The 22,534-nt window shown below is 68.4% G+C and carries 19 protein-coding genes; 9 read left to right on the top strand and 10 right to left on the bottom strand.

Annotated elements, in window-relative coordinates; genetic code table 11:
* The first annotated feature begins 1 nt into the window (after position 1).
* Entirely contained in the window at positions 2-1,852 is a 1,851-nt protein-coding gene (locus WG903_RS07150) for an AMP-dependent synthetase/ligase (RefSeq protein ID WP_340073702.1), read from the top strand.
* Between the two features lie 36 nt (positions 1,853-1,888).
* Here the strand turns inward: WG903_RS07150 and WG903_RS07145 are convergent, their stop codons facing one another.
* Positions 1,889-2,125, bottom strand: coding sequence for a hypothetical protein (locus tag WG903_RS07145; protein ID WP_340073700.1), 237 nt, complete (start codon positions 2,123-2,125; stop codon positions 1,889-1,891).
* A gap of 31 nt (positions 2,126-2,156) precedes the next feature.
* A complete protein-coding gene (locus tag WG903_RS07140; protein WP_340073698.1) occupies positions 2,157-2,816 on the bottom strand; it encodes an MEDS domain-containing protein in 660 nt (219 codons plus the stop codon).
* A gap of 161 nt (positions 2,817-2,977) precedes the next feature.
* On the opposite strand from WG903_RS07140, the gene WG903_RS07135 reads away from it, so the two are divergent.
* Positions 2,978-4,129, top strand: coding sequence for an ABC transporter substrate-binding protein (locus WG903_RS07135; RefSeq protein WP_445263625.1), 1,152 nt, complete (start codon positions 2,978-2,980; stop codon positions 4,127-4,129).
* 23 nt (positions 4,130-4,152) lie between these two features.
* On the top strand, positions 4,153-5,241 hold the full coding sequence (locus WG903_RS07130) for an AI-2E family transporter (RefSeq protein WP_340073694.1): 1,089 nt from the start codon (positions 4,153-4,155) through the stop codon (positions 5,239-5,241).
* Here the strand turns inward: WG903_RS07130 and WG903_RS07125 are convergent.
* The 6 genes from WG903_RS07125 to WG903_RS07100 are packed head-to-tail and all read right to left on the bottom strand — an operon-like array spanning position 5,231 to position 12,148.
* A complete protein-coding gene (locus WG903_RS07125) occupies positions 5,231-5,716 on the bottom strand; it encodes a thioesterase family protein (RefSeq protein ID WP_340073692.1) in 486 nt (161 codons plus the stop codon). The two genes, WG903_RS07130 and WG903_RS07125, sit on opposite strands and share 11 nt — an antisense overlap.
* The gene (locus tag WG903_RS07120) at positions 5,704-6,858 is read right to left on the bottom strand and encodes an acyl-CoA dehydrogenase family protein (protein WP_340073690.1); all 1,155 of its coding nucleotides are present in this window, start codon (positions 6,856-6,858) and stop codon (positions 5,704-5,706) included. Before WG903_RS07120 ends, WG903_RS07125 begins: the two co-directional genes overlap by 13 nt.
* Entirely contained in the window at positions 6,855-8,681 is a 1,827-nt protein-coding gene (locus WG903_RS07115) for an acetyl/propionyl/methylcrotonyl-CoA carboxylase subunit alpha (RefSeq protein WP_340073688.1), read from the bottom strand. The genes WG903_RS07120 and WG903_RS07115 overlap by 4 nt, the downstream gene beginning before the upstream one ends.
* Positions 8,678-9,859 carry an acyl-CoA dehydrogenase family protein gene (locus tag WG903_RS07110; RefSeq protein WP_340073685.1) on the bottom strand — a complete coding sequence of 394 codons (1,182 nt, stop codon included), beginning with the start codon at positions 9,857-9,859 and terminating at the stop codon, positions 8,678-8,680. Before WG903_RS07110 ends, WG903_RS07115 begins: the two co-directional genes overlap by 4 nt.
* Positions 9,860-9,867: 8 nt before the next feature.
* Positions 9,868-11,499 carry an acyl-CoA carboxylase subunit beta gene (locus WG903_RS07105; RefSeq protein ID WP_340073681.1) on the bottom strand — a complete coding sequence of 544 codons (1,632 nt, stop codon included), beginning with the start codon at positions 11,497-11,499 and terminating at the stop codon, positions 9,868-9,870.
* Positions 11,500-11,503: 4 nt separating this feature from the next.
* Positions 11,504-12,148 (bottom strand): TetR/AcrR family transcriptional regulator, encoded by a 645-nt coding sequence (locus tag WG903_RS07100; RefSeq protein WP_445263581.1) that lies wholly within the window; start codon positions 12,146-12,148, stop codon positions 11,504-11,506.
* Between the two features lie 153 nt (positions 12,149-12,301).
* Between WG903_RS07100 and WG903_RS07095 the strand changes: the two genes are divergently transcribed.
* Positions 12,302-13,741 carry an NAD-dependent succinate-semialdehyde dehydrogenase gene (locus tag WG903_RS07095; RefSeq protein ID WP_340073678.1) on the top strand — a complete coding sequence of 480 codons (1,440 nt, stop codon included), beginning with the start codon at positions 12,302-12,304 and terminating at the stop codon, positions 13,739-13,741.
* A 104-nt stretch (positions 13,742-13,845) separates the two neighbouring features.
* The gene (locus WG903_RS07090; RefSeq protein WP_340073676.1) at positions 13,846-14,016 is read left to right on the top strand and encodes a hypothetical protein; all 171 of its coding nucleotides are present in this window, start codon (positions 13,846-13,848) and stop codon (positions 14,014-14,016) included.
* On the opposite strand, the gene WG903_RS07085 is transcribed toward WG903_RS07090, so the two are convergent.
* Both WG903_RS07085 and WG903_RS07080 read right to left on the bottom strand, forming a co-directional pair.
* A complete protein-coding gene (locus tag WG903_RS07085) occupies positions 14,013-17,210 on the bottom strand; it encodes an efflux RND transporter permease subunit (RefSeq protein WP_340073674.1) in 3,198 nt (1,065 codons plus the stop codon). The genes WG903_RS07090 and WG903_RS07085 overlap by 4 nt on opposite strands.
* A 9-nt stretch (positions 17,211-17,219) precedes the next feature.
* Positions 17,220-18,362: an efflux RND transporter periplasmic adaptor subunit gene (locus tag WG903_RS07080; RefSeq protein ID WP_340073672.1), complete on the bottom strand. Its 1,143-nt coding sequence runs from the start codon at positions 18,360-18,362 to the stop codon at positions 17,220-17,222.
* A gap of 202 nt (positions 18,363-18,564) precedes the next feature.
* On the opposite strand from WG903_RS07080, the gene WG903_RS07075 reads away from it, so the two are divergent.
* The 4 genes from WG903_RS07075 (at position 18,565) to WG903_RS07060 (ending at position 22,528) form a co-directional block, all read left to right on the top strand.
* A complete protein-coding gene (locus WG903_RS07075; protein ID WP_340073670.1) occupies positions 18,565-18,711 on the top strand; it encodes a hypothetical protein in 147 nt (48 codons plus the stop codon).
* Positions 18,712-18,804: 93 nt separating this feature from the next.
* Positions 18,805-19,137 carry a cupredoxin domain-containing protein gene (locus WG903_RS07070; RefSeq protein ID WP_340073668.1) on the top strand — a complete coding sequence of 111 codons (333 nt, stop codon included), beginning with the start codon at positions 18,805-18,807 and terminating at the stop codon, positions 19,135-19,137.
* Positions 19,138-19,144: 7 nt separating this feature from the next.
* Positions 19,145-19,966, top strand: coding sequence for an FTR1 family iron permease (locus WG903_RS07065; RefSeq protein ID WP_340073666.1), 822 nt, complete (start codon positions 19,145-19,147; stop codon positions 19,964-19,966).
* A gap of 222 nt (positions 19,967-20,188) precedes the next feature.
* Entirely contained in the window at positions 20,189-22,528 is a 2,340-nt protein-coding gene (locus tag WG903_RS07060; RefSeq protein ID WP_445263624.1) for a penicillin-binding protein 1A, read from the top strand.
* Positions 22,529-22,534 lie beyond the last annotated feature (6 nt).

Genomic DNA, 22,534 nt, shown 5'->3' with positions numbered 1-22,534 from the left:
GATGAACCTGTGGGAAGCAGCGACGGTCGAGACGGCCAGGGATTTCCTCGAGGGACCGACCATCCCCGTGATGTTCTGGCAGGGTGTGCAGGCGCGCGCCACGCGCACCTGCATGCGCCAGAAGGAGCTGGGCATCTGGCAGCCGTGGACCTGGGCGCAGGTGGGCGACATCGTGCGAGAGGTGGCCGGCGGGCTGATGGCGCTGGGCTTCCAGCCGCGCGAGACGGCGTCGATCCTGTCCAACACGCGCGCCGAGTGGACGTGGGCGGATCTGGCGATCCTCTCGTGCAACGGCGTGGCCAACGGCATCTACCCCACCGACGCCGCCTCGCAGGTGGAATACCTGTGCGCCGACTCGGGCACCAGCCTGCTCTTCGTCGAGGACGAGGAGCAACTGGACAAGGTGCTGGAGACGCGCCCTCAGCTGCCGAAGCTGCGCATGATCATCGTCTTCGACATGAAGGGCCTGCGCGAGCTGAAGGACCCCAACGTGATCAGCATGGACGCGCTGCGCGAGCTGGGGCGGCAGTACAACGCCCAGCACCCGGATGAACTGATGGCGCGCGTGAACGCGACCAAGCCGGAAGAACTGGCGCTGCTGGTCTATACGTCCGGCACCACGGGCAAGCCCAAGGGCGCGATGCACAGCCACGGCGCGCTGGTGTACCAGCTGCACTCCTATCCCGAGCTGATCCCGGCCGAGGAGAACGGCGAGCGCATGTGCTTCCTGCCCCTGTGCCACATCGCCGAGCGCATCTTCGGCGAGTTCCTGCCGCTGTACGTGGGCGTGGTGATCAACTTCGTCGAGAACCCCGAGACCGTGCCCGAGAACGTGCGCGAGATCCAGCCCACGGTTCTGTTCGCGGTGCCGCGCGTGTGGGAGAAGTTCTACTCGGGCGTGATGATCGGCCTGAAGGAAGCCACGAAGTCGCAGCAGGCCGCCTACCGCTGGTCCATCGGCGTGGGCATGCAGATCGCGGAGCTGGTGCTCGCGGGCCAGCCGGTGCCCGAGGGGCTGAAGGTCAAGTTCCGCGTCGCGCGCATCCTGGCGCTGGACAACGTGCGCAAGCTGATCGGCATCCACCGCGCCAAGCTGCTCCTGACGGGCGCGGCGCCGATCTCGCCCGAGCTGGTCAAGTGGTACATGGCGCTGGGCGTGCCCATGCTGGAAGCCTGGGGCATGACCGAAACCTGCGGCGCATCCACCTGCATTCCGCTGAGCCGCCTGAAGACCGGCAGCATCGGCCCGGCCGGCAAGCACAACCAGATGCGGCTGGATCCCGAGACGGGCGAGATCCAGGTGAAGGGCCCCAACATCTTCATGGGCTACCTGAACCAGCCGGAGAAGACGCGCGAGACCTTCACCGACGACGGGTGGCTGAAAACCGGCGACGTCGGCGTGGTCGACGAGGACGGCTTCTACAAGATCACCGACCGCATGAAGGACATCATCATCACCGCGGGCGGCAAGAACATCACGCCCAGCGAGTTCGAGAACGAGCTGAAGTTCTCGCCCTACATCACCGACGCGGTGGTGATCGGCGACCGCCGCCCGTTCCTCACGGTGATCATCATGATCGACCAGGAGAACGTGGAGAAGTACGCGCAGGACAACGACGTGCCCTTCTCCAACTACGCCAGCCTCACGCGCGCGCCGGAGGTGCAGGCGCTGATCCAGGCCGAGATCGACCGCGCCAACAAGAAGTTCGCGCGCGTCGAGCAGGTCAAGAAGTTCTTCCTGCTGGACACGCAGCTGTCGGCCGAGGACGAGGAGCTGACGCCGACGATGAAGCTGAAGCGCGCGCTGGTGCAGAAGAAGTATTCGCCGCAGATCGAGGCGATGTACGGCTAGCGCCCACGCGGCCGCCTTCCGCAGGCGCCGAAGTCCCTACTTCCGGGAGATGGGCCCGTGCGCCGCGGTGCGGACGTAAGCCATCGCCACCTCGAGCGCTGAATTTGCCCGGTCGCGCAGCCTCTCCACCTGCTGCCGCTCCGACTCGGGGGGTTCGGCGCCTTCGCCGTTCAGGAAGGCGTGGAACTTCTCGTTGAGCGCGCGCTGGGCGTCGTTGGCCTCGCGCTCGAGACCCTTCCACTCCGCCAGGAGCGAGCGAAACCTGTCGCTCATGACCGTGCTTCGCGGGGAGCAGTAGCGGACTTCAATGCCGGTGGCCCGGGCTTGCCGTCGACTCCGCGGGCCGGCGCAGGGCCAGCTTGCTCAGGTACGTGACGGGATCGACGTAGTACGGGTTCGTGTGCACCTTGCCGTTGATGATCACGTGCGAGTGCGTGGCCAGCACGTCGGCGATCACGCGGCCGCTGAACCGGTTGACGTCGTAGGCGCACAGCAGCGTGCAGTCGTGGTGGGACGCCAGCAGATTGACCCGCGCCTCGTACATCATGAGCTCGTCCGTGCCCGGCAGGTTCTTCAGGGCCCACTCCATGTCGCCCATCGTCCGCACGGACCCGTACGGTCCGTTCGTGGCATTGCACAGGACCTCCTCGAGCATGGCGTACATCCGGTCCGCGACGAAGACCTTGTCCTTGATGTACGACGCTTCCGAGGCCACCACCTTCAGCTGCCCCGACTCGAGGCCCTTGCCGACATGCACGCCGCCCTGGGACATCCGGCGCACGTGTTCCTCGTGGAAGGCGGACTCCACGATGGTCACGACTTCGTCGCCGGTTTCCAGGCCCTCGCTGAAATAGGGGTTGAGCACTTCGTACTGCTCCTCGCGGGAGTCGAAGAACGCGCAGACGTGCTGGAGGCCCTGGAGCGACTCGCCGCACAGGTTGATGTTCCGGGTCCGGTCGCGCATGGTGCTCACCTCGTGCAGTTAACACGGACGTTTATGGCTCAACGGTTCGCGCTCGTCTGTAGGACGGGGCCTTGCCCCGGCGGGGTAATCCAGCTTGACACCCCGGGGACCGTGGCAAGAATCGTGGCAAACCAACGTAACCGAGGAGACCAGGCATGAAGATGAAATTCGCCGCGGCGGCCGCGCTCGCGCTCGCCGCTTCGTGGGCGGGCGCCCAGCAGGGCGTGAGCAAGAACGAGATCCTGATCGGCACCATCCAGGACCTGTCGGGCCCGCTCGCCGGCTTCGGCAAGCAGGCGCGCAACGGCATGCAGCTGCGCGTCGATGAGATCAATGAGCAGGGCGGCATCCATGGCCGCAAGCTGAAGCTGCTGGTCGAGGACGACGGCTACGACCCCAAGAAGGCCGTCCTCGCCGCGCAGAAGCTGGTCAACCAGGACAAGATCTTCATCATGGCCGGCCACCTGGGCACGGCGCAGAACATGGCCGCGATGCCGGTGCAGTTCGAGAAGAACGTCGTCAACTTCATGCCGATCACGGCGGCGCGCGAGATGTACGAGCCGCTGCACAAGCTGAAGTACTCGTTCGCCGCCACCTACTACGACCAGATGCGCATCACCCTGCCCAAGCTGGTGAAGGAAAAGGGCGCCAAGAAGGTCTGCATCAACTACCAGGACGACGACTTCGGCCTGGAGGTGCTGCGCGGCGCCGAGGCGGGCCTGAAGTCCATGAACATGGAGCTGGCCGAGAAGACCAGCTACAAGCGCGGCGCCACCGACTTCAGCTCGCAGGTCGCGCGCATGAAGGCGGCCAACTGCGACCTGGTGGTGCTGGGCACCATCATCCGCGAGACCATCGGCACGATCGGCGAGGCGCGCAAGACCGGCTTCAACCCGATCTTCCTCGGCTCCAGCGCGGTGTACACGGACCTCATCCACAAGCTGGGCGGCAAGGCGATGGACGGCCTGTACGGCACGCACACGGTGCAGAACCCGTACCTGGACGAAGCCTCGCAGCCGATCCGCTTCTGGGCCAACAAGTACAAGACCAAGTTCAACGAGGACCCGACGGTGTTCTCGGTGTACGGCTACTCGATCATCGACCAGTTCGCGACCGCGGCGCAGAAGGCGGGCCCGAACCTCACGACCGACAGCTTCGTGAAGACCATGGACTCGATCAAGTTCGACACCGACATCTTCGGCGCGCCGCCCAGCAGCTACTCCGCGAGCAAGCGCCTGGGCAACGACCTGTCGCGCCTGTCGCAGATCCAGGACGGCAAGTGGAAGGTCGTGTCGGACTACGTCAAGCCCTGAGCGCCCATAATCGGCCGCTAGACATGGCGGCCGATCCCCTCAACTCCCCCTCCCTCCAAGGCAAGGCCCTCCTGGGCCTTGTCCTCGTCGTCACCGTCCTCTTCGCGGTCGTGCTGTCGCCGATGAGCGGCGCGATCTCGTGGGCCCTGTTCATGGCGATCGTGTTCTCGTCGCTGCAGGAGCGCTCGGTGCGTGCGCTCAACGGCAGGCGCGGCTGGGCCGCCCTCGCCACGCTGCTCGTGATCGTCGTGAGCGTGCTGCTGCCGCTGGCGCTGCTCGCGGTCTCGGTCACCAACGAGGCATCGGCCTTCTACCAGCGCTTCAAGTCCGGCGACATCCAGCTGGCCGAATACTTCCAGCGCATGGTGGGCGCGCTGCCCGAGTGGCTGCGCGGCTGGCTGGTGCGCTTCGGCGTGGACGACCTGCCGGCCGTGCAGCACAAGCTGGCCGACGCGCTGGGGCGCAGCAGCGACGCCGTGACGCAGCGCGTGTTCCAGATCGGCCAGGGCACTCTGGACTTCGTGGTGAGCTTCTTCGTGATGCTCTACCTGCTGTATTTCTTCCTGCGCGACGGGCCGGCGCTCGCGCGCGAGACCGCCAAGGCGATGCCGCTGGCCCCCGAGCACACGCGCCGCATCCTGCAGCAGTTCGCCACCGTCGTGCGCGCCACCGTCAAGGGCAACGTCGTCGTCGCGCTGGTGCAAGGCGCGCTCGGCTGGCTGGCCTTCTGGTTCCTCGACATCACGGGCGCGCTGCTGTGGGGCGCCGTGATGGCGATCCTCTCGCTGCTGCCCGCCGTGGGCGCGGCGCTGGTGTGGGGGCCGGTGGCGCTGTACCTGCTGACGACCGGGTCGCTGTTCGGCGGCTTCGGGCTGGTGGCCTGGGGTGTGCTGGTCATCGGCCTGGTGGACAACGTGCTGCGGCCCATCCTGGTCGGCAAGGACACGCGCCTTCCCGACTGGCTGGTGCTGATCGCCACGCTCGGTGGCCTGGCGGTGTTCGGCCTGAACGGCTTCGTCATCGGCCCGGCCATCGCGGCCGTGTTCATCGTGACGTGGGAGATCTTCTCCGAGGCCCGGCAGGAAGAGAAAGCGCCGCCTTCTAGGAAATGATGTAGGCGCCGGCGCCGGTGGCGAGCAGCTTGCCGTCGGAGCCCAGGAACTCCATGCGCGCGGACGCCACGCGCGACCCCAGCCGCAGCACCTCGGCTTTCATCCCGAACCACTCGCCGATGGCGGGCCGCAGGTAGTCGATGCGCAGGTCGATGGTGCCCAGCTTCATGAAGCGGTGCAGCCTTTGCATCGGCTCCTCGTCCATGTGGCGAGCGCCGATCGCGGCCATCACCGCCAGCCCGCCCATCGCGTCCAGCGTGGCGCTGATCACGCCGCCGTGCAGGCGCTGGTGCGCGAAGTGCCCGATCAGCTCCGGCTTCATCGCGATGCGGCCTTCGACGAACTCGGGCTTGAGCTGCGTGATCTGCAGGCCCAGCACCGTGTTGAAGACGACGCGCTTTTCGAACAGCTCGCGCAGGGCCGCGACGAACTGCGGCTCGAATTCCAGCGGCGGCGGGTTCTTCATAGCTGCCATTGTCGCGCGGCCAGGTCCTTCATGATCTCCTCCGCCCCGCCGCCGATCATCATCACCTTCACCTCGCGGTAGATGCGCTCGCACTTCGTCCCGCGCATGAAGCCCATGCCGCCGAGGATCTGCACGGCGGCATCGGCGCAGAACTGCATGGCCTGCGTCGCGTGGTTCTTCAGCACGCACACCTGCGCCACGCAATCGGGGTCGGATTCCAATTTCCCCGCGTCCGCCATTTCCGTGACGGCGTCCAGCCAGGCCTTCGTCGATTCGATGCGCATGCGCATGTCGACCAGCTTGTGGCGGATGGCCTGCTTCTCCACCAGCGCCGAGCCGAAGGCCTGGCGCTGGCGCGCCCAGTCCAGCGCCTCGTCGTAGCAGGCCTGCGCGAAGCCCAGCGCCATCGCCGACATCGCCAGCCGCTCGCCGTTGAAGTTGCTCATGATCATCTTGAAGCCCGCGCCCTCGTCGCCCACGAGATAGCGCGCCGGCACGCGCACGCCCTCCAGCCGCAGGTGCCCGGTGTCGGAGCACAGCCAGCCCATCTTGTCGAGCGCGGAACGTTGCAGGCCCTTCGCCTTGCCCGGCACCAGGATCATCGAGATGCCCGAGGGGCCCTTGGCTTCGCCGGTGCGCACGGCCATCGTGATCCAGTCGGCACGCACGCCCGAGGTGATGAAGGTCTTTTCGCCCTCGATGACGTATTCGTCGCCCTGCCGGTGCGCCCGCGTGCGGATCGCGGCCACGTCGGAACCGCCGCCGGGCTCGGTGATCGCCAGCGCCGCGATGGCGTCGCCACGCAGCACCGCCGGGACCACCAGCTTCTGCAGCTCGCGCGAACCGTGGCGCAGGATCGGCGGCAGGCCGATGTTGTGCGAGAACAGCGCCGCCATCGCGCCGCCGCTCGCGCCGTAGCGCGCCATCGCCACCGACATGGCATTGCGCAACGCGAAGGGCGCAGGCGTGCCGCCGTAGTCCTCCGGGTAGCCCAGGCCGAGCAGCCCCAGCGCCGCCGCCTCGCGGTACAGCTCACGCGGGACCATGCCCGCCTTGTCCCACGCATCGACATGGGGGGCGATGCGCTCCAGCGCGAAGCGGCGCACGGAGTCCGTCAGCGCTTCGACGTCGGCGCGAAGTTCGGCGTTCATGTGGCGGCCTCGAAGGTCACGAGCACCTGGGACGTGGCGGCCTGCTGGCCCGGCTGCACATGGATGGTCTTGATCACGGCATCGCGCGTGGCGGCCAGCGCGTGTTCCAGCTTCATCGATTCGATCACCAGGAGCGTGTCGCCGCGCGCGACCTTGGCGCCGGGTTGCGCCTTCACCGCGATCACCTTGCCGTTGAAGGGGGCGCGCAGCTCGCCCGCATGGGCCGCGTCGCCGCCGCGGGTGGCAGGCTCGAAGGACAGGTCGTCGACGAAGCAATCGATGGCGCCGGCTTGCAGGTGCCAGGTGGTGCCGGCGACGGGGACGCACTCGATGTTCATGGCAGCGCCTTTACCCATGGTGACGACAGCGTCGCGGTGCCGGATGCGCAACGGGCGATCGAACGGGCAGGCCAGCGCGGTTGCGTGCGGTGCGAACGCCTGGCGGACCGCCGCTGCAACGACCCTGCTCTCCTCGTCGGCCAGTTGCTCGCGAATCGCCTGCGCGTGTTCCGCCAGGAACGGGATCAAGGCCTGGCCCTCGCGGAACAGCGGGTGACGCAGGCACGCGGCGAGGAAACGGCGGTTGGTCGGCAGGCCGAGCACGGTGGTCGCATCCAGCGCCGCCGCCAGCCGGTCGATGGCCCCGCCGCGCGTGGGTGCGTGCACGACCAGCTTGCCCAGCATGGAGTCGTAGTACGGCGGGACCCGCAGCCCTTCGTAGATCGCATGGTCGAAGCGCACACCGGCGGGTTCGGCGAAGCGCCGCACAGTGCCCGCATGCGGCGCGAAGTTCTCGTCTTCCGCGCACAACCGCACCTCGATGGCATGGCCGTCGAAGCGCACCTGCTCCTGCGCCAGCGGCAAGGGCTCACCCTGCGCGACGCGCAACTGCCACTCGACGAGGTCAAGCCCCGTGACGGCCTCCGTCACCGGGTGTTCCACCTGCAGCCGCGTGTTCATCTCCATCAGGAAGAAGGCGTCGCCCTCGACCAGGAACTCGACGGTGCCGGCACCGACGTAGCCCGCCGCCTTCGCGAGCTCCACTGCGCACGCGCCCATGCGCTCGCGCAGCGCGGCGCCCACGGCCGGGCTCGGCGTTTCCTCGACGAGCTTCTGGTGGCGGCGCTGCACCGAGCAGTCGCGCTCGCCCAGGTGGATGCAGTGGCCGTGCGAATCGGCAAACACCTGCACCTCGACGTGGCGCGGCGCGATGAGCGCGCGCTCCAGGAGCAGTTCGCCGGACCCGAAGGACGATTGCGCCTCGGACCGCGCGCTTTGCACGGCCGCTCGCAACTGCGAGGCCTCGGTGACCAGCCGCATGCCGCGCCCGCCGCCACCGGCCGCGGCCTTCACCATCACCGGGAAGCCGATGCGCTGCGCCTCGCGCGCCAGGCGTTCGTCCGTCTGGTCCTCACCGAAGTAACCGGGCAGGCACGGCACGCCGCGCTGCTGCGCGATCGCCTTTGCCGAGGACTTGCTGCCCAGCGCGCGAATCGCCGCGGCAGGAGGCCCGACCCACACCAGGCCCGCACCCGCCACCGCCTGCGCGAAATCGGCGTTCTCGCTGAGGAAGCCGTAGCCGGGATGGATCGCGTCGGCCTGCGTCGCGCGCGCCGCTTCCAGCAGGCGCTCGATGCGCAGGTACGACTCGGCCGACGTGTTGCCGCCGAGCGCGAACGACAGCGTGGCCTCGCGCACGTGCAGCGCATTGCGGTCGGCATCGGAATACACCGCCACCGTCTCGATCCCGAGCCGCTTGCAGGTGCGGATCACCCGGCGCGCGATCTCGCCGCGGTTCGCGATGAGCAGCCGGCGAAGGGTCATGCGGCGTTGGGCTTCTTGGCGATGCCCATGATCTTCGACAGGATCTGCAGCATCACTTCGTCCGCGCCGCCGCCAATGGACACCAGGCGCCCGTCGCGGTACATGCGCGAAACCTTGTTCTCCCAGGTGAAGCCCATGCCGCCCCAGAACTGCAGGCAGGTGTCGGGAACGATGCGATTCAGGCGGCCCGCCTTGAGCTTGGCCATCGATGCCAGCTCCAGCACGTCCTGGCCCTGCACGTAGAGCTCGCAGGCGCGGTAGGTCAACGCGCGCAGCGCCTCCACCTCGGTCTTCAGCTCCGCCAGCTTGAACTGCACCCACTGCTGGTCGGCGAGCGTCGCGCCAAAGAGCTTGCGCTCCTGCGCCCACTCGATCGTCCACCCGATGCAGTTGGACAGCGACACCAAGCAGCTTGCCGCGCCCCACAGGCGCTCTTCCTGGAACTGCTGCATCTGGTAGACGAAGCCCGCGCCCTCGTTGCCGATGCGAAAGCGCTGCGGCACGCGCACCTCGTCGAAGTAGATCAGGCCCGTGTCGGACGAGTTCATCCCGATCTTCCTGATCTTCTGCGCGACCTCGATGCCCTTGGTGAGCTTGCCGTTGGACCCGTCGCGCATGGGCACGATCACCAGCGACTTGTTCTTGTGCACCGGGCCCTCGCCGGTGTTGACCAGCATGCACATCCAGTCGGCCTGCAGGCTGTTGGTGATCCACATCTTCTGGCCGGTGATGACGTAGTCGTCGCCGTCCTTCACCGCGCGGCTCTTGATGTTGGCGACGTCGCTGCCCGCGCCGGGTTCGGAGACGCCGATGCACGCCACCATGTCGCCCGCGATCGCCGGCGCGAGGAACTGGCTCCGCAGCTCGTCGCTGCCGTAGCGCGCCAGGGCCGGCGTGGCCATGTCGGTCTGCACGCCGATGGCCATGGGCACGCCGCCGCACTCGATCCAGCCGAGCGCTTCGGTCATCGCCATCGAGTAGGAATAGTCCAGCGCCGCGCCGCCGTATGCCTCGGGCTTGGTCAGCCCCAGCAAGCCCAGCTGCCCCAGCCGCTTGAACACCTGGTGCGCCGGGAACATCTCGGCGGCTTCCCATTCGTCGACGTGCGGGTTGATCTCCTCGTCAATGAAGCGCTTGAGCGTCTTCTGGATCTCGAGGTGTTCGTGCGTGTATTGCATAGTGTCCCCTACATGCGCGCCACGCCGAATTGCATGGGGCGCGGATGGCGTTGATCGGCTTCGCGGATCGTGTCCAGGCAGAAGGCCAGCACGTCGCGGGTGTCGCGCGGGTCGATCACGCCGTCGTCCAGCATCAGGCCCGAGGTGTAGAACGCATCGGCCTGGGCCTCGAACATGCCGACGATGCGGTCGAACTGCTTCTGCGACTCCGCGGGGTCGGGCGTGATGCCTTTGCGCGCCAGCGCGGCCTCGGTGACGATCTGCATGGTGCGCGCCGCCTGCTCGCCGCCCATCACCGCGGTCTTGGCGCTGGGCCACGAGAACAGGAAGCGCGGCGCATAGGCACGGCCGCACATGCCGTAGTTGCCGGCGCCGAACGACGCGCCGCACTGGATCGTGATCTGCGGCACGGTGGCGTTGGTCACGGCCTGGATCATCTTGCTGCCGTGCTTGATCATCCCGTCCTGCTCGCTTTGCTTGCCGACGATGTAGCCGGTGGTGTTCTGCAGGTAGATGATCGGGTGGCCCAGCTGGCACATCCACTGGATGAAGTGCGTCGCCTTGTTGGCGCCGGCCACGTCGATGGGGCCGTTGTTGGTGATGAAGCCCACCGCATGGCCGCCGATGCGGCCTTGCGCGCAGACGGTCGCGGCGCCGTAGAGCGGCTTGAATTCGAGAACCTCGCCGCCGTCGACGAGGCGGACGATGACTTCGCGCATATCGAGGGGTTCGCGCAGGCTGGTGGGGATCAGCGTCAAGATGTCATCCCGGCGGAGGCCGGGATCCAGTGTCTTTGTGGCGCCGTCGAAGCCACTGGATTCCGGCCTGCGCCGGAATGACAGGTTGGCGACCACCTCGCGGCAGATGCCCAGCGCATGACGGTCGTCTTCGGCCAGGTACTCCCCCAGCCCCGACACCGCCGTGTGCATCTCCGCACCGCCGAGTTCTTCCTCGGTCGCGATCTCGCCGGTAGCAGCTTTGAGCAGCGGCGGCCCGGCAAGGAAAGCGCGCGAACGCCCCCGCACCATGATCACGATGTCCGACAGCCCCGGCATGTAGGCGCCGCCCGCCGTGCCGGAGCCATGTTGCACGGTGATCACCGGCAGGCCCGCCGCCGACAGCTGCGCCAGGTTGCGGAACAGCGCGCCGCCGTGCACGAAACCTTCGACGCGGTACTTCATCAGGTTGGCGCCGGCGCTCTCGACCAGGTGCAGGAAGGGCAATTTGTTCTGCAGCGCGATCTCCTGCGCCCGCAGCACCTTGTCCAGCCCCATTGCCTGGATCGCGCCGGCGTCGATGCCCGAGTCGCTCGCCACGATCATGCAGCGCGTGCCCGAGACGAAACCGATTCCCGCGATGACGCCGCCGCCGGGCACCGACTCGGCCGCATCCTTCGTGTCCTGCAGGAAGCCGGCGATGGACGACAGCGGCAGGTAGGGCGCGCCCGCATCGAGCAACAACGCCACGCGCTCGCGCGGCAAGAGCTGCCCGCGCTTGTCGAACACGGGTTTCGATTTCGCCGATGCAGCGGCCGAGCGCCCTTCCAGCGCCCGCAGCTGCGCGATGCGCTCCAGCATCGCCGCGCGCCGCGCCTGCGCGACCTCGCCTTCCACGTTCCAGCCCGATTCGAAGCGGCTCATGGCATCAGCACCGGATGAACAGGGCGAGCGCCGCATCGGTCAGCTCGTCCAGCGACGCACCCTTGCGCCGGTCGTACCACTGCGCCGACCAGTTCAGCGCGCCGAAGATCAGCAGCCGCGCCAGCTTGACGTCGCCCTTGAGCTTGCCCACCGTCACCAGCTGCTGCAGGACCGGGACCCAAGCGGCCTCGTACTCGCTTTGCAGGTCGGTGATGACGCGCCGTTGCTTGGGCGTGAGCGAACGCGCCTCGTACAGCATCACCGGGATGAAGTCGCTGCCGGGGCCGAGCAACACGTCGAAGTGGTTGCGCACCAGCACGCGCAGCCGCTGCGACGCCGGGATGCGGTCGCCGGCCGCCTCGAGCGCGGTGCGCTGGCGCTCGATCGCCGTGCGCATGCCCTCCTCCATCACCGCCGCCAGCAGCGCCCCCTTGCTCTCGAAGTGGTAGAAGGGCGAGCCGCTGTGCATGCCCACGGCCGCCGCGATGTCGCGCGTGGTCGTCGCATCGAAACCCTTGCGGCGGAACAGCCGGGCGGCCGAGTTGAGCAGGTCGCGGCGGCGGTTGCCGTCGTCGATCTCCGCGTGCGTCTTGCGCGGGCGTCCGCGCGGGCGTTTCGGCGCGGCCAGGGGCAGGGCGGGCATGTCCATGGCGGGCAATCATGGCAGAGCCGGCTATTTTCAGCAAGCGCGTGCTTGGTATAAATCGACCTCCTCTGCCGGGTACGCATAACCCACCACGAGCACGCGGGGCCCGCTTGGCCGAAAATAGCCCCTTCCCCTCCCCGCTTCCACAGGACAGCCATGACTTACCCCAACACCCAGCTCTTCATCAACGGCGAATGGCAGGACGCCCAGGACGGCAAGTCGCTGGCCGTCTTCAACCCGGCCACCGGCAAGGAGATCGGCCGCGTGGCGCATGCGTCCATCCCCGACCTCGACCGCGCGCTGGCCGCCGTCCAGAAGGGCTTCGAGGTGTGGCGCGACATGGCGCCCATCGAGCGCAACAAGATCATGCGCAAGGCCGCCGCGCTCATGCGTGAGCGCGCCGCCGAGATCGGCGCCGTGCTGACGCAGGAACAAGGCAAGCCGCTGGTGGAAGCCAAGGGCGAGGCGATGGCCGCCGGCGACATCATCGAGTGGTTCGCCGACGAAGGCCTGCGCGTGTACGGCCGCATCGTGCCCTCGCGCTTTGCGCTGACCACGCGCCAGATGGTGCTGAAGGACCCGGTGGGCCCGGTGGCGGCCTTCACGCCGTGGAACTTCCCGATCAACCAGGTGGTGCGCAAGCTCGGCGCCGCGCTGGCGAGCGGCTGCTCGATGATCATCAAGGCCCCGGAAGAAACGCCGGCGGCGCCCGCCGCGCTGGTGCGCGCCTTCCAGGACGCGGGCATCCCGCCCGGCGTGCTGAACCTCGTCTACGGCAACCCGGCGCAGATCTCCGAATACCTGATTCCGCACCCGGTGATCCGCAAGATCACGTTCACGGGCTCCACGCCGATCGGCAAGCAGCTGGCGGCCATCGCGGGCAAGCACATGAAGCGCGTGACGATGGAACTCGGCGGCCACGCGCCGGTGATCGTGTGCGAGGACGCCGACATCGCGCTGGCGGTGAAGGCCTCGGGCGCGGCCAAGTTCCGCAACGCCGGCCAGGTGTGCATCTCGCCGACGCGCTTCCTGGTGCACGAGAGCGTGAAGAAGGAATTCGCGGACCTGATGGTCAAGACCGCCGCGGCGCTGAAGGTCGGCGATGGCCTGGCCGAAGGCACGACGATGGGCCCGCTCGCGAACCCGCGCCGCCTCACGGCGATGGCCGAGTTCACGAAGGACGCCGTGGAGCGCGGCGCCACGGTGCTGGCCGGCGGCGAGCGCATCGGCGACGCGGGCAACTTCTTCCAGCCCACCATCCTGGCCGACGTGCCCACCGAAGCCAAGGTGTTCAACGACGAGCCCTTTGGCCCGATGGCCGCGATCCGCGGCTTCAAGACGCTCGACGAGGCGATCGCGGAAGCGAACCGCCTGTCGTTCGGCCTGGCGGGCTACGGCTTCACGAAGTCGCTGAAGAACGCCGACCTGCTGGCGCGCCGCGTCGAAGTCGGCATGATGTGGATCAACATGCCCGCGCTGCCCTCGGCCGAGATGCCGTTCGGCGGCGTGAAGGATTCGGGCTACGGCTCCGAAGGCGGGCCCGAGGCGATGGAGGCTTACCTCAACTCGCGCTCGGTCGCGATCGCCAACGTCTGACGGCCCTTGCTCCGGCGAAACGGCCCCTGCGGGGGCCGTTTCCCTTTATGTGCGTTGGGTTGCAATTGATGTGCAGGTCCGGGCACGGTAGAGTCGGCGCCTCCATGACCAGCCAGAACAACAAGAACGAGCCCGAACAGCCCCGTCCCGAGCCCCTGCCGTCGACGGGGGAAGGCGCCGACAGCGCGCTCGACGTGCTGAAGAAAAAGCGCGGGGAGATTCCGCCGGCGGACCCGGCCCTGCCGGGCAGCCCGCCGGGCCAGGACCCGTCCTAGGCGGCAGCCGCCGCCACGCGGCGCGAACGCAGGCGCATCAGGCCGCGGTAAGCCGCCCGCACGCCCAGCAGCGTCAGCACCGCTTCGACGAACGTCAGGCCGAACGCGATCGCGGCGTTGCGCTCGCCCTGGCGGCGACGGAACTTCGCGAGCATGCGGTCGTGCGACACCTCGATGCTGTCGTAGAACGACGGCACCACGAGCAGCGTGAGCACCGTCGACGTGATCGTGCCGCCGATGATGGAGATCGCGAGCGGCCGGTAGAAGTCGCCACCCTCGCCGATGCCGATGGCCACCGGCAGCATGCCGGCGATCAGCGCGAAGGTCGTCATCAGGATGGGGCGCAGGCGCGCGCGGCCCGCGGCCATCAGCGCCTCTTCGCGGTCCACGCCGTCCGACTCGAGCTTGCGCGCCGCGTCGAGCAGCAGGATGGCGTTCTTCGCCACCAGGCCCATCAGCATGATGATGCCGATGAAGCTCATGAGGTTGAGCGTCGCGCGCGTGAGCAGGAGCGCCACCACCACGCCGATCAGCGACAGCGGCAGCGAGATCATCACCGCCAGCGGCGCGGTGAACGAGCCGAACTGCATCACCAGGATCAGGTACATCAGGCCCACGCCCATGATCAGCGCCGTGAACATGGCCGAGAAGACCTCCTGCTGGTCCTTGCCCGCGCCGCCGATCTCCACGCCGTAGCCGACGGGGTAGTCGAGCGACTGCGCGAGCTTGAGCGCGTCCTTGGTGACGTCGCCCGATGCGCGGCCTTCCGCGTTGGCCGAGACGGCGATCATGCGGCGGCCGTTCAGGTGCTGGATCTGCGCCGGGCCCACGCCCATGGTCACGGTGGCGATCTGGTTCAGCGGCACGACCATGTTGGTGCCGGCCACCGCGATCGGCAGGCGCTCGATGTTCTCGGCGTCGACGCGGTCGGCCGGGTCGAGGCGCACGGCGACGTCGCGCGCCTGGCCCGACGGGTCGATCCAGTCGCCGACTTCCACGCCCGCGAACGCGACGCGCAAGGCCTGCGCGGCGTCGTTCACCGAAATGCCCAGCGCATTGGCCAGGCCGCGGTTCATCTCGATGCGCAGTTCGTCCTTCGGGCTCAGCTCCGACAGGCCCACGTCCACCGCGCCCGGGATCTTGCGCATGCGCTCCATGTAGGCATTGGTGATGTCCAGCAGCGTGCGCGTGTCCTGGCCGTAGAAGCGGATCTCCACCGGCTTGCGCGCGCCGTTGTTCAGGTCGTCGAGCACGACGTATTCCGCACCCACCAGCTGCGCCATGAGCTTGCGCATCTCCACGGCGATCTCCTGGGCCGTGCGCTTGCGCTGCGTGGTCTTGCCGATGTCCACGTACACGCGGCCGCCGCCGATGTTCACGCGGCTGTTGGTCGCCACGGTTTCGGGCAGCGTGCGTGCGAGCTCCGCCGCCTTCTCGATCTTGAGCTTGGTGTATTCCAGGCTCGCCGACGACGGCGTGCGGACCTCGATCGCGATCATGGGGCTGTCGGCCACCGGCAGGAAGCTCGAGCCGCCCAGCCACGCGTGCAGCGCGATGGCGCCCACGAAGCTGCCGACCGCCGCCGCGGCCATCCACTTGCGGTGGTGCAGCGCCCACGCGATCACGTTGCCGTAGCGGTCGGCCTGGTGGTCGAACCACGCATTGAACTTCTTGAGCCACACCGACACCTTGCTGCGCGGCGCATCGTGCTGGTAGCCCGGGGGGTCGCCCCAGTAGGCGGACAGCATCGGGTCGAGCGTGAAGGAGATCAGCAAGCTGACCATCACCGAGAAGGCCACGGTGAGCGCGAAGGGTCGGAACCACTCGCCGGCCACGCCCGGCATGAAGGCCACGGGGATGAAGATCGCGATGATCGAGAACGTGGTGGCCGCCACCGCCATGCCGATCTCGGCCGTGCCCAGGCGTGCGGCGGTCATCCGGTCGGCGCCGCGCTCCATGTGGCGCACGATGTTTTCGCGCACGACGATCGCGTCGTCGATCAGCACGCCGATGGCCAGCGACAGGCCCAGCAGCGTCATGAAGTTCAGCGTGAAGCCGCAGGCCCACACGGCGATGAACGCGGCCAGCGCCGACGTCGGCAGGCTGGTGGCCGTGATCAGCGTCGAGCGCCATGAGTTCAGGAACAGGTACACGACGAACACGGTGAGCCCCGCGCCAAGCATGAGCGCGTGGATCACGTTGTTCAGGTTGTCCTGCGCGCCTTCGCCGCCGTCGTAGGTCACGTCGATGCGCGTGCCCTCGGGCAGGTCCTTGTTGATCTTCGCGATCTCCTTCTTGACGCGGTTGGCCACCGTCACCGTGCTGCCGTCGCGCGCACGGGTGATGTACATGCTCACGTTCGGGTGGGCGCTGCGCAGGCTGAAGCTGTCGCGCTCGGCGAAGCCGTCCACCGTGCTCGCCACCTGCCCCAGGCGCACGATCTCGTCGCCGCGGCGCTTGACGATGATCTGCGCGAACTCGGCGGGCGATTCGATGCGGCCGATCAGGCGGATGCTCTGGTCCTTCAGCGGGCCGATGATGCGGCCCACCGGCGCGTTGGTGTTGGCGCCCTGCAGCGAGGCGATCACCTCGGCCACCGACACGTTGTATTCGCGCAGGCGGTCGGCCTTCAATAGCACCGACAGCTCGCGCTTGAGCGACCCGTTGATCTCCACCGTGGCCACGCCGTCGACGCCACGCAGGCGGTCGGCGACGGTGTCTTCGGCCAGGCGCGAAATCTCGGCCTGCGTCTGCTTCGTGGACGACAGCGACAGGTTCAGGATCGGCTGCGCGCTGGGGTCGATGCGCACCAGCACGGGTTCGCGCATCTCGATCGGCAGCTTGTAGCGGACGGTGGCGATGGCGTTGCGCACCTCGTCGCTCGCCTCGATCATGTTCTTGTTGAAGTTGAACACCATCACCAGCTGCGCGCTGCTGTCCTTGGCGGTGGAGCGCACCTCGTACACGCCCGTCACGCTCTGCAGCGACTTCTCGATGCGGTTGATGATCTCGCGCTCGACCGTCTCGGGCGAAGCGCCGGGGTAGGCGATGTTCACGACCAGCACCGGCTGCTGCACGTCGGGAATCTCGTTGACGCGCAGCTTGGACAGCGCCAGCGCGCCCATGGCCATCAGGGCGATGATGAGGACCACCGTCGCCACCGGGCGGCGGATGGAAAAGTCGGACAGGAACATGGCGCCTCCTTAAGGCGTCTTGGGCGCTTCGGCCGTGGCGGGCGCCGACGGGGCGGCCACCGCGGACGCGGTGTCCTTGACGGCCTGGCCGTCCTTCAGCGTGGCCACCGGGTGGCGCAGCAGCCTGTCGCCGTCCGCCAGCCCCGACTTCACGACGCGGTCGCCGCGGCGCGTGTCGCGGTCGCCCACGGTGACGGCCACCTTGTGCAGCGCGTTGTCCTTGATGCGCCAGGCGAAGGCGCGTTCGCCGTCGCGCACGATCGCCGACTCGGGGATCATCAGCGCCATCGAGGACGATGCTTCGATGCGGCCTTCGGCATACAGGCCCGCCAGGCGCGCGGGCGCGTCGCCGGCGATCTCAACGATCACCTCGACCTGCCGCGTCATCGGGTTGGCGGTGGGGCTGACGAACTTGACCTTGCCGCCGAACTCCTGCTTGCCGTAGCCGTTCACGCGGAAGGCGACGGCCTGGCCGACCTTGACCGACTGGATCGCGTCCGAGGACACGAGCCCGTCGAAGCGCAGGCTGCGCGGGTCGATGACCTTGAGCAGTTCCTTGCCGACCTGCGCCGTGTCGCCGGCGGAGACCTTCTTCTCGGCGACGATGCCGTCGAAGGGCGCGCGCACCTCGGTGCGCTGCAGCTGCTGGCGCGCGGCCACCAGGCGCGTGCGCGCGGCCGACAGGTCGCTCTGCGTGGTGTTGCGGCGGATCTCGGCGTCCTCGAGCTGCTGCGCCGAGGCCATGCCCTGCTCGCGCAGCGTCTTCATGCGCTGCGACTGGCGCTGGGCCTGGTCGAAGGCCTGCGAGGCGGCGCGCTCGGCTTCCTGTGCGGAAACGAGGCCGTCGCGGATGGAGGTGTCGTCCAGGCGCACGAGCAGGTCGCCCTTCTGCACGCTCTGGCCGTTTTCCTTGTGCACGGCCATGACGACGGCGGGCACTTCGGCGCGCAGGTCGGCCTTGCGCTCGGGCTGGATGCTGCCGGTCACCAGCGGGCCGGCGGCCAGCGCGGACGGCTTGACGGTGAACACGTCTTCGGGGGCGACGAGCACCGCGGGCGCGGCGGCGGCTTGCGACTTGGCATCGGCGCCCCGGTTGCACGCGGATAGCGTGGACGCCAGGCCGATGACCAGCAAGGTCAGGGTAAAACGCATGAATCTCCTCCGGGAAGCGGGGCTTGTGGCCCCGCGAAGACCTCAAGCATAGTTCGCCGCGCGAAAGGCTCCCACCCACGATGCGACGAAACGCCGTATGGCGCGATGAAATGCAGGATGACGGCGGCTTTCCGCCCCCGCCGACGCAGGCCGGCGCAGGCCGCCGACAGGCCGCGGCCCGCGGCGATTCCATAGTGCGGGCATGGACGAGCCGACGCACGCCAACGAGAGCCGCTTCTGGGACGATGTCGCAGACTGGCTGCTGGATTCGCGCGAGTACGACGCGGCCGACCTGACCGACGCCGGCATCGAGGCCCTGCTGCCCGACGACGACTTCGACTCCCACTGAACGCCGCCCGGAATCCCCCTTCTGCCGCCGCTGGCTGGCGAATGGGAATGATTTGCATTAAGATCGTGCAAATCCTCAACCGGAGCCCGATCCATGACATCCCGCCGCCTTTTCGGCCTGGCCCTTGCCGGCTGCCTTCTCGCCACGGGCGCACTCGCAGCCGACCCGGAAGTCCTGCTCGTCATCAAGAACCACCGCTTCGAACCCGCCGAGGTCAAGGTCAAGGCCGGCCAGAAGATCAAGCTGGTCGTCCATAACCAGGACAGCACGCCGGAAGAGTTCGAGAGCCACAGCCTCAAGCGCGAGAAGGTGATCCCCGGCGGGCAGAAGGCCACCATCCTCATCGGCCCGCTCAAGCCCGGCCGCTACACCTTCTTCGGCGAGTTCCACGAGAAAACGGCGCAAGGCGTCGTGATCGCGGAATAAGAAAGCCATGTTCGCCGCCGCCCTCATCGTCTTTCGCGAATCGCTGGAAGCGGCGCTGTTCATCGGCATCGTCGCCGCCGCCACCCGCGGCCTGCCCGGCCGCGGCGGCTGGCTGGGCGCCGGCGTGGCTATCGGCGTGGTGGGCGCGCTGATCCTCGCGGCCCTTGCGCCGTACGTGAGCGAGATGGCGGGCGGCATGGGCCAGGACATGGTCAACATCGTCGTGCTGTCGGTGGCGCTGGCCATGCTGCTGTGGCATTGCATCTGGGTCACGACGCACACGCGCGAGATGGCGCTGGAGGCGCAGCGCCTGGGCGCGTCGGTGCAAGGCGGCGAACGCAAGCCCTGGGCGCTGCTCGTGGCCGTCGCATTGGCGGTGCTGCGCGAAGGCGCGGAGACGGTGCTGTTCATCGCGGGCTCCGCCACCGGCGGCAGCACGTCGTTCACCGACATCGTCCTCGCGGTAATCATCGGCGTGAGCCTGGGCGGCGGCATCGGCGCGGTGATCTACGCGGGCCTGGCCCGCGTGCCCACGCGCCACATCTTCACGGTCACGAACGTGCTGATCGCGATCCTGGCCGGCTCCATCGCCAGCCAGCTGGTGAAGTCGCTGGCGCAGGCCGGTTTCCTGGAGGCCTGGACCTCGCCGGTGTGGGACACGTCCGAACTGCTCGCGCCCGATTCGGCGCTGGGCACCTTCCTGAAGGCCCTCATGGGCTATGACGCGACGCCGTCGGGCGCGCAGCTGCTTTCCTACGCCGCGGTGCTCGCGTTCATCTACGCCGGCACGAAGTTCATGCGGCGGCACACGCACACCCCGGCGCGCTAGCCCGCGCCGCCCCCAAGGCGCGAAATACTGGGCATTCACGGCGTTGTCCTTGCGGCCACGCGACGGCGTCCTACATGGCTGAGCCAGCGCGGCTCTTAGATTGGCCCGGTGCGTGTGACCGAAACCTTGCAGCGGGGGTGGAGCGCCATCCGCCGCCATCCGTGGTGGCTGCTGGCGGCGCTCGCGGCCGTCCCGCTGGCGGGCGTCGCGTACGTCGCGGCAATGATTCCTGACGCGCCGAGCAAGGCCGACATCCAGGGCCGGCGCTCGCAGTCGCCGAGCGTGCTCGTGACGGCCGACGGCCAGGAGCTCGCCGCGTTCAAGCGCACCAACCGCGAATGGATCAAGCTGGCCGACGTGTCGCCGCACGTGCGCGACGCGCTCCTGGCCACCGAGGACCACCGCTTCTTCGAGCACGGCGGCCTGGACCTGCGCCGCACGCTGGCGGCGGCGTGGCGCACGATGCGCGGCGACCTGCAGGGCGGCTCGACGCTGTCGCAGCAGCTCGCGCGCAACATGTTCCCCGAGGAGATCGGCCGCGCACCGACGCTGGAGCGCAAGGTGAAGGAAGCCGTCACCGCGCTGCGCCTGGAGTCGCTGTACGGCAAGGACGAGATCCTCGAGATCTACCTGAACACCGTGCCGTTCCTCTACAACGCGTACGGCATCGAGATGGCCGCGCGCACCTATTTCGACAAGTCGGCGCGCGAGCTGGACGTGCTGGAGTCGGCGACGCTGATCGGCATGCTCAAGGGCACGACCTACTACAACCCGGTGCTCAACCCCGAGCGCGCCGCGCAGCGCCGCAACATCGTGCTGGCGCAGCTGGTCAAGCACGGCAAGCTCTTGGCCGAGGAATGCGCGCGCCTGAAGAAGCAGCCGCTGGCGCTGGACTTCGAACGCCAGGAGGAAGACCTGGGCGCGTCGCCGCACCTCGCGCAGCAGCTCAAGCGCTGGTTGATCGCGTGGGCCGACAAGCGCGGCTACAACATCTATGCCGACGGGCTGGTCGTGCGCACCACCATCGACTCGCGGCTGCAGCAGATGGCGGTGACCGCGCTGACCGCGGAGGCCGACAAGCTCCAGGCCATCGCCGACAAGGCGTACGCGAAACCCACGCGCAACAAGCCGCTGCTCGATGCGCTGGTGCGCGACACCGCGCAATTCCGCGCCGAAGTGGAGGCCGGCACGCCCGATGCCCAGGCGCTGAAGAAGCTGGAAGGCGACAGCGCTTTCCTGCAGGCCCTGTGGAAGGACAAGACGCACCTGCAGGCGGCCTTCCTGGCGCAGGACCCCGCCAACGGCCACGTGAAAGCGTGGGTGGGCAGCCGCGACTTCCGCCAGGACCAGTTCGACCACGTGCAGCAGGCGCGGCGCCAGCCCGGCTCCACCTTCAAGCCCTTCGTGTACGGCGCGGCCTTCGAGATGGGCCTGAGCCCCAACGAACTGTTCATCGACCAGCCGGTGGAGATCCGCATCGACGCGAAGACGGTGTGGAAGCCCACCGACGTGCACGAATCGACCAACGAGCCGACGACGCTGCGCGACGGCCTCGTGTTCTCGAAGAACACCATCACCGCGCAGCTGGTGCAGCGCGTCGGCGCGCAGCGCGTCGCGAGCACCGCCAAGGCCATGGGCGTGCGCCAGAGCAAGCTGGAGGAGGTGCCTTCGCTCGCGCTGGGCACCAGCCCCGTCACGCTCAAGGAGATGGTGTCGGCGTACAGCACCATCGCCGCGTCGGGCCGCTACGTCGAGCCCGTGCTGGTGCTGCGCATCGAGAAGCGCAACGGCGAGGTGATCGAGGACTTCCATCCGCGCGCGGCCGAGCAGGCGCTGCCCGAAGTGGCGGCGAACACCCTGCTCGACGTGATGCGCGGCGTGGTCGACCGCGGCACCGGCGCCGGCATCCGCAGCCGCTACGGGCTGCAGGGCGACCTGGCCGGCAAGACCGGTACCACGCAGGACAACACCGACGGCTGGTTCATGCTGATGCATCCGAAGCTGGTCGCCGGCGCGTGGGTGGGATTCAACGACGCGCGCATCACCATGGGCGACGCCTGGGGCCAAGGCGCGCGCAACGCGCTGCTGGTGGTGGGCAACTTCTTCCAGCAGGCCTCCAAGGCGAAACTGGTCGACGCCAAGGCGAAGTTCAATGCGCCGCGCGACACCAGCCAGCCCGATGCCGACGCGATCGAGCGCATGAAGGAGTGGTGGGCCAGCACGAACCAGGCGGCGCAGGAGCAGCAGCAGCTTCCGACCGTCGTCGCCGCGCCGCAACGCGCGCCGGTCATCGTGCCGGTCTCGCCGCCGCCGGAAGCGCCGGCCGTCGTGGGCCGCACGCCCGACTTCACGTGGACGCCGAAGAGCCAGCGCAGCACGGAATTCCAGGACTCGCCCGGCTTTTCCGGCGGGCCGCCGCCGCGCAGCGGCACCGCCGAACTGGGCGGCCCGCCGTACCGCCCTTCCCTCGAGCCACGCGACGAGCGTCCCTACCTGCCGCCGCCCCCTGCGCCACCGGCGGCGAACGCGCAAGGCGGCATCCCGATCCTGCGCTCCTACTAGCGCTGC

It is taken from the genome of Ramlibacter sp. PS4R-6, from assembly GCF_037572775.1.
Lineage (GTDB): Bacteria > Pseudomonadota > Gammaproteobacteria > Burkholderiales > Burkholderiaceae_C > Ramlibacter.
The sequence above is the reverse complement of the archived record's forward strand: the minus strand, read 5'-3'. Positions and strand labels throughout refer to the sequence as shown.

What these genes read in the sequence shown, in the direction of transcription:
- WG903_RS07100 (WP_445263581.1), bottom strand. Translation starts at nt 12,148, where the DNA reads ATGGACATGCCCGCCCTGCCCCTGGCCGCGCCGAAACGCCCGCGCGGA.
- WG903_RS07080 (WP_340073672.1), bottom strand. Translation starts at nt 18,362, where the DNA reads ATGCGTTTTACCCTGACCTTGCTGGTCATCGGCCTGGCGTCCACGCTA.
- WG903_RS07125 (WP_340073692.1), bottom strand. Translation starts at nt 5,716, where the DNA reads ATGGCAGCTATGAAGAACCCGCCGCCGCTGGAATTCGAGCCGCAGTTC.
- WG903_RS07095 (WP_340073678.1), top strand. Translation starts at nt 12,302, where the DNA reads ATGACTTACCCCAACACCCAGCTCTTCATCAACGGCGAATGGCAGGAC.
- WG903_RS07130 (WP_340073694.1), top strand. Translation starts at nt 4,153, where the DNA reads ATGGCGGCCGATCCCCTCAACTCCCCCTCCCTCCAAGGCAAGGCCCTC.
- WG903_RS07150 (WP_340073702.1), top strand. Translation starts at nt 2, where the DNA reads ATGAACCTGTGGGAAGCAGCGACGGTCGAGACGGCCAGGGATTTCCTC.
- WG903_RS07110 (WP_340073685.1), bottom strand. Translation starts at nt 9,859, where the DNA reads ATGCAATACACGCACGAACACCTCGAGATCCAGAAGACGCTCAAGCGC.
- WG903_RS07065 (WP_340073666.1), top strand. Translation starts at nt 19,145, where the DNA reads ATGTTCGCCGCCGCCCTCATCGTCTTTCGCGAATCGCTGGAAGCGGCG.
- WG903_RS07120 (WP_340073690.1), bottom strand. Translation starts at nt 6,858, where the DNA reads ATGAACGCCGAACTTCGCGCCGACGTCGAAGCGCTGACGGACTCCGTG.
- WG903_RS07090 (WP_340073676.1), top strand. Translation starts at nt 13,846, where the DNA reads ATGACCAGCCAGAACAACAAGAACGAGCCCGAACAGCCCCGTCCCGAG.
- WG903_RS07135 (WP_445263625.1), top strand. Translation starts at nt 2,978, where the DNA reads ATGAAATTCGCCGCGGCGGCCGCGCTCGCGCTCGCCGCTTCGTGGGCG.
- WG903_RS07070 (WP_340073668.1), top strand. Translation starts at nt 18,805, where the DNA reads ATGACATCCCGCCGCCTTTTCGGCCTGGCCCTTGCCGGCTGCCTTCTC.
- WG903_RS07085 (WP_340073674.1), bottom strand. Translation starts at nt 17,210, where the DNA reads ATGTTCCTGTCCGACTTTTCCATCCGCCGCCCGGTGGCGACGGTGGTC.
- WG903_RS07105 (WP_340073681.1), bottom strand. Translation starts at nt 11,499, where the DNA reads ATGAGCCGCTTCGAATCGGGCTGGAACGTGGAAGGCGAGGTCGCGCAG.
- WG903_RS07140 (WP_340073698.1), bottom strand. Translation starts at nt 2,816, where the DNA reads ATGCGCGACCGGACCCGGAACATCAACCTGTGCGGCGAGTCGCTCCAG.
- WG903_RS07075 (WP_340073670.1), top strand. Translation starts at nt 18,565, where the DNA reads ATGGACGAGCCGACGCACGCCAACGAGAGCCGCTTCTGGGACGATGTC.
- WG903_RS07145 (WP_340073700.1), bottom strand. Translation starts at nt 2,125, where the DNA reads ATGAGCGACAGGTTTCGCTCGCTCCTGGCGGAGTGGAAGGGTCTCGAG.
- WG903_RS07115 (WP_340073688.1), bottom strand. Translation starts at nt 8,681, where the DNA reads ATGACCCTTCGCCGGCTGCTCATCGCGAACCGCGGCGAGATCGCGCGC.
- WG903_RS07060 (WP_445263624.1), top strand. Translation starts at nt 20,189, where the DNA reads ATGATTCCTGACGCGCCGAGCAAGGCCGACATCCAGGGCCGGCGCTCG.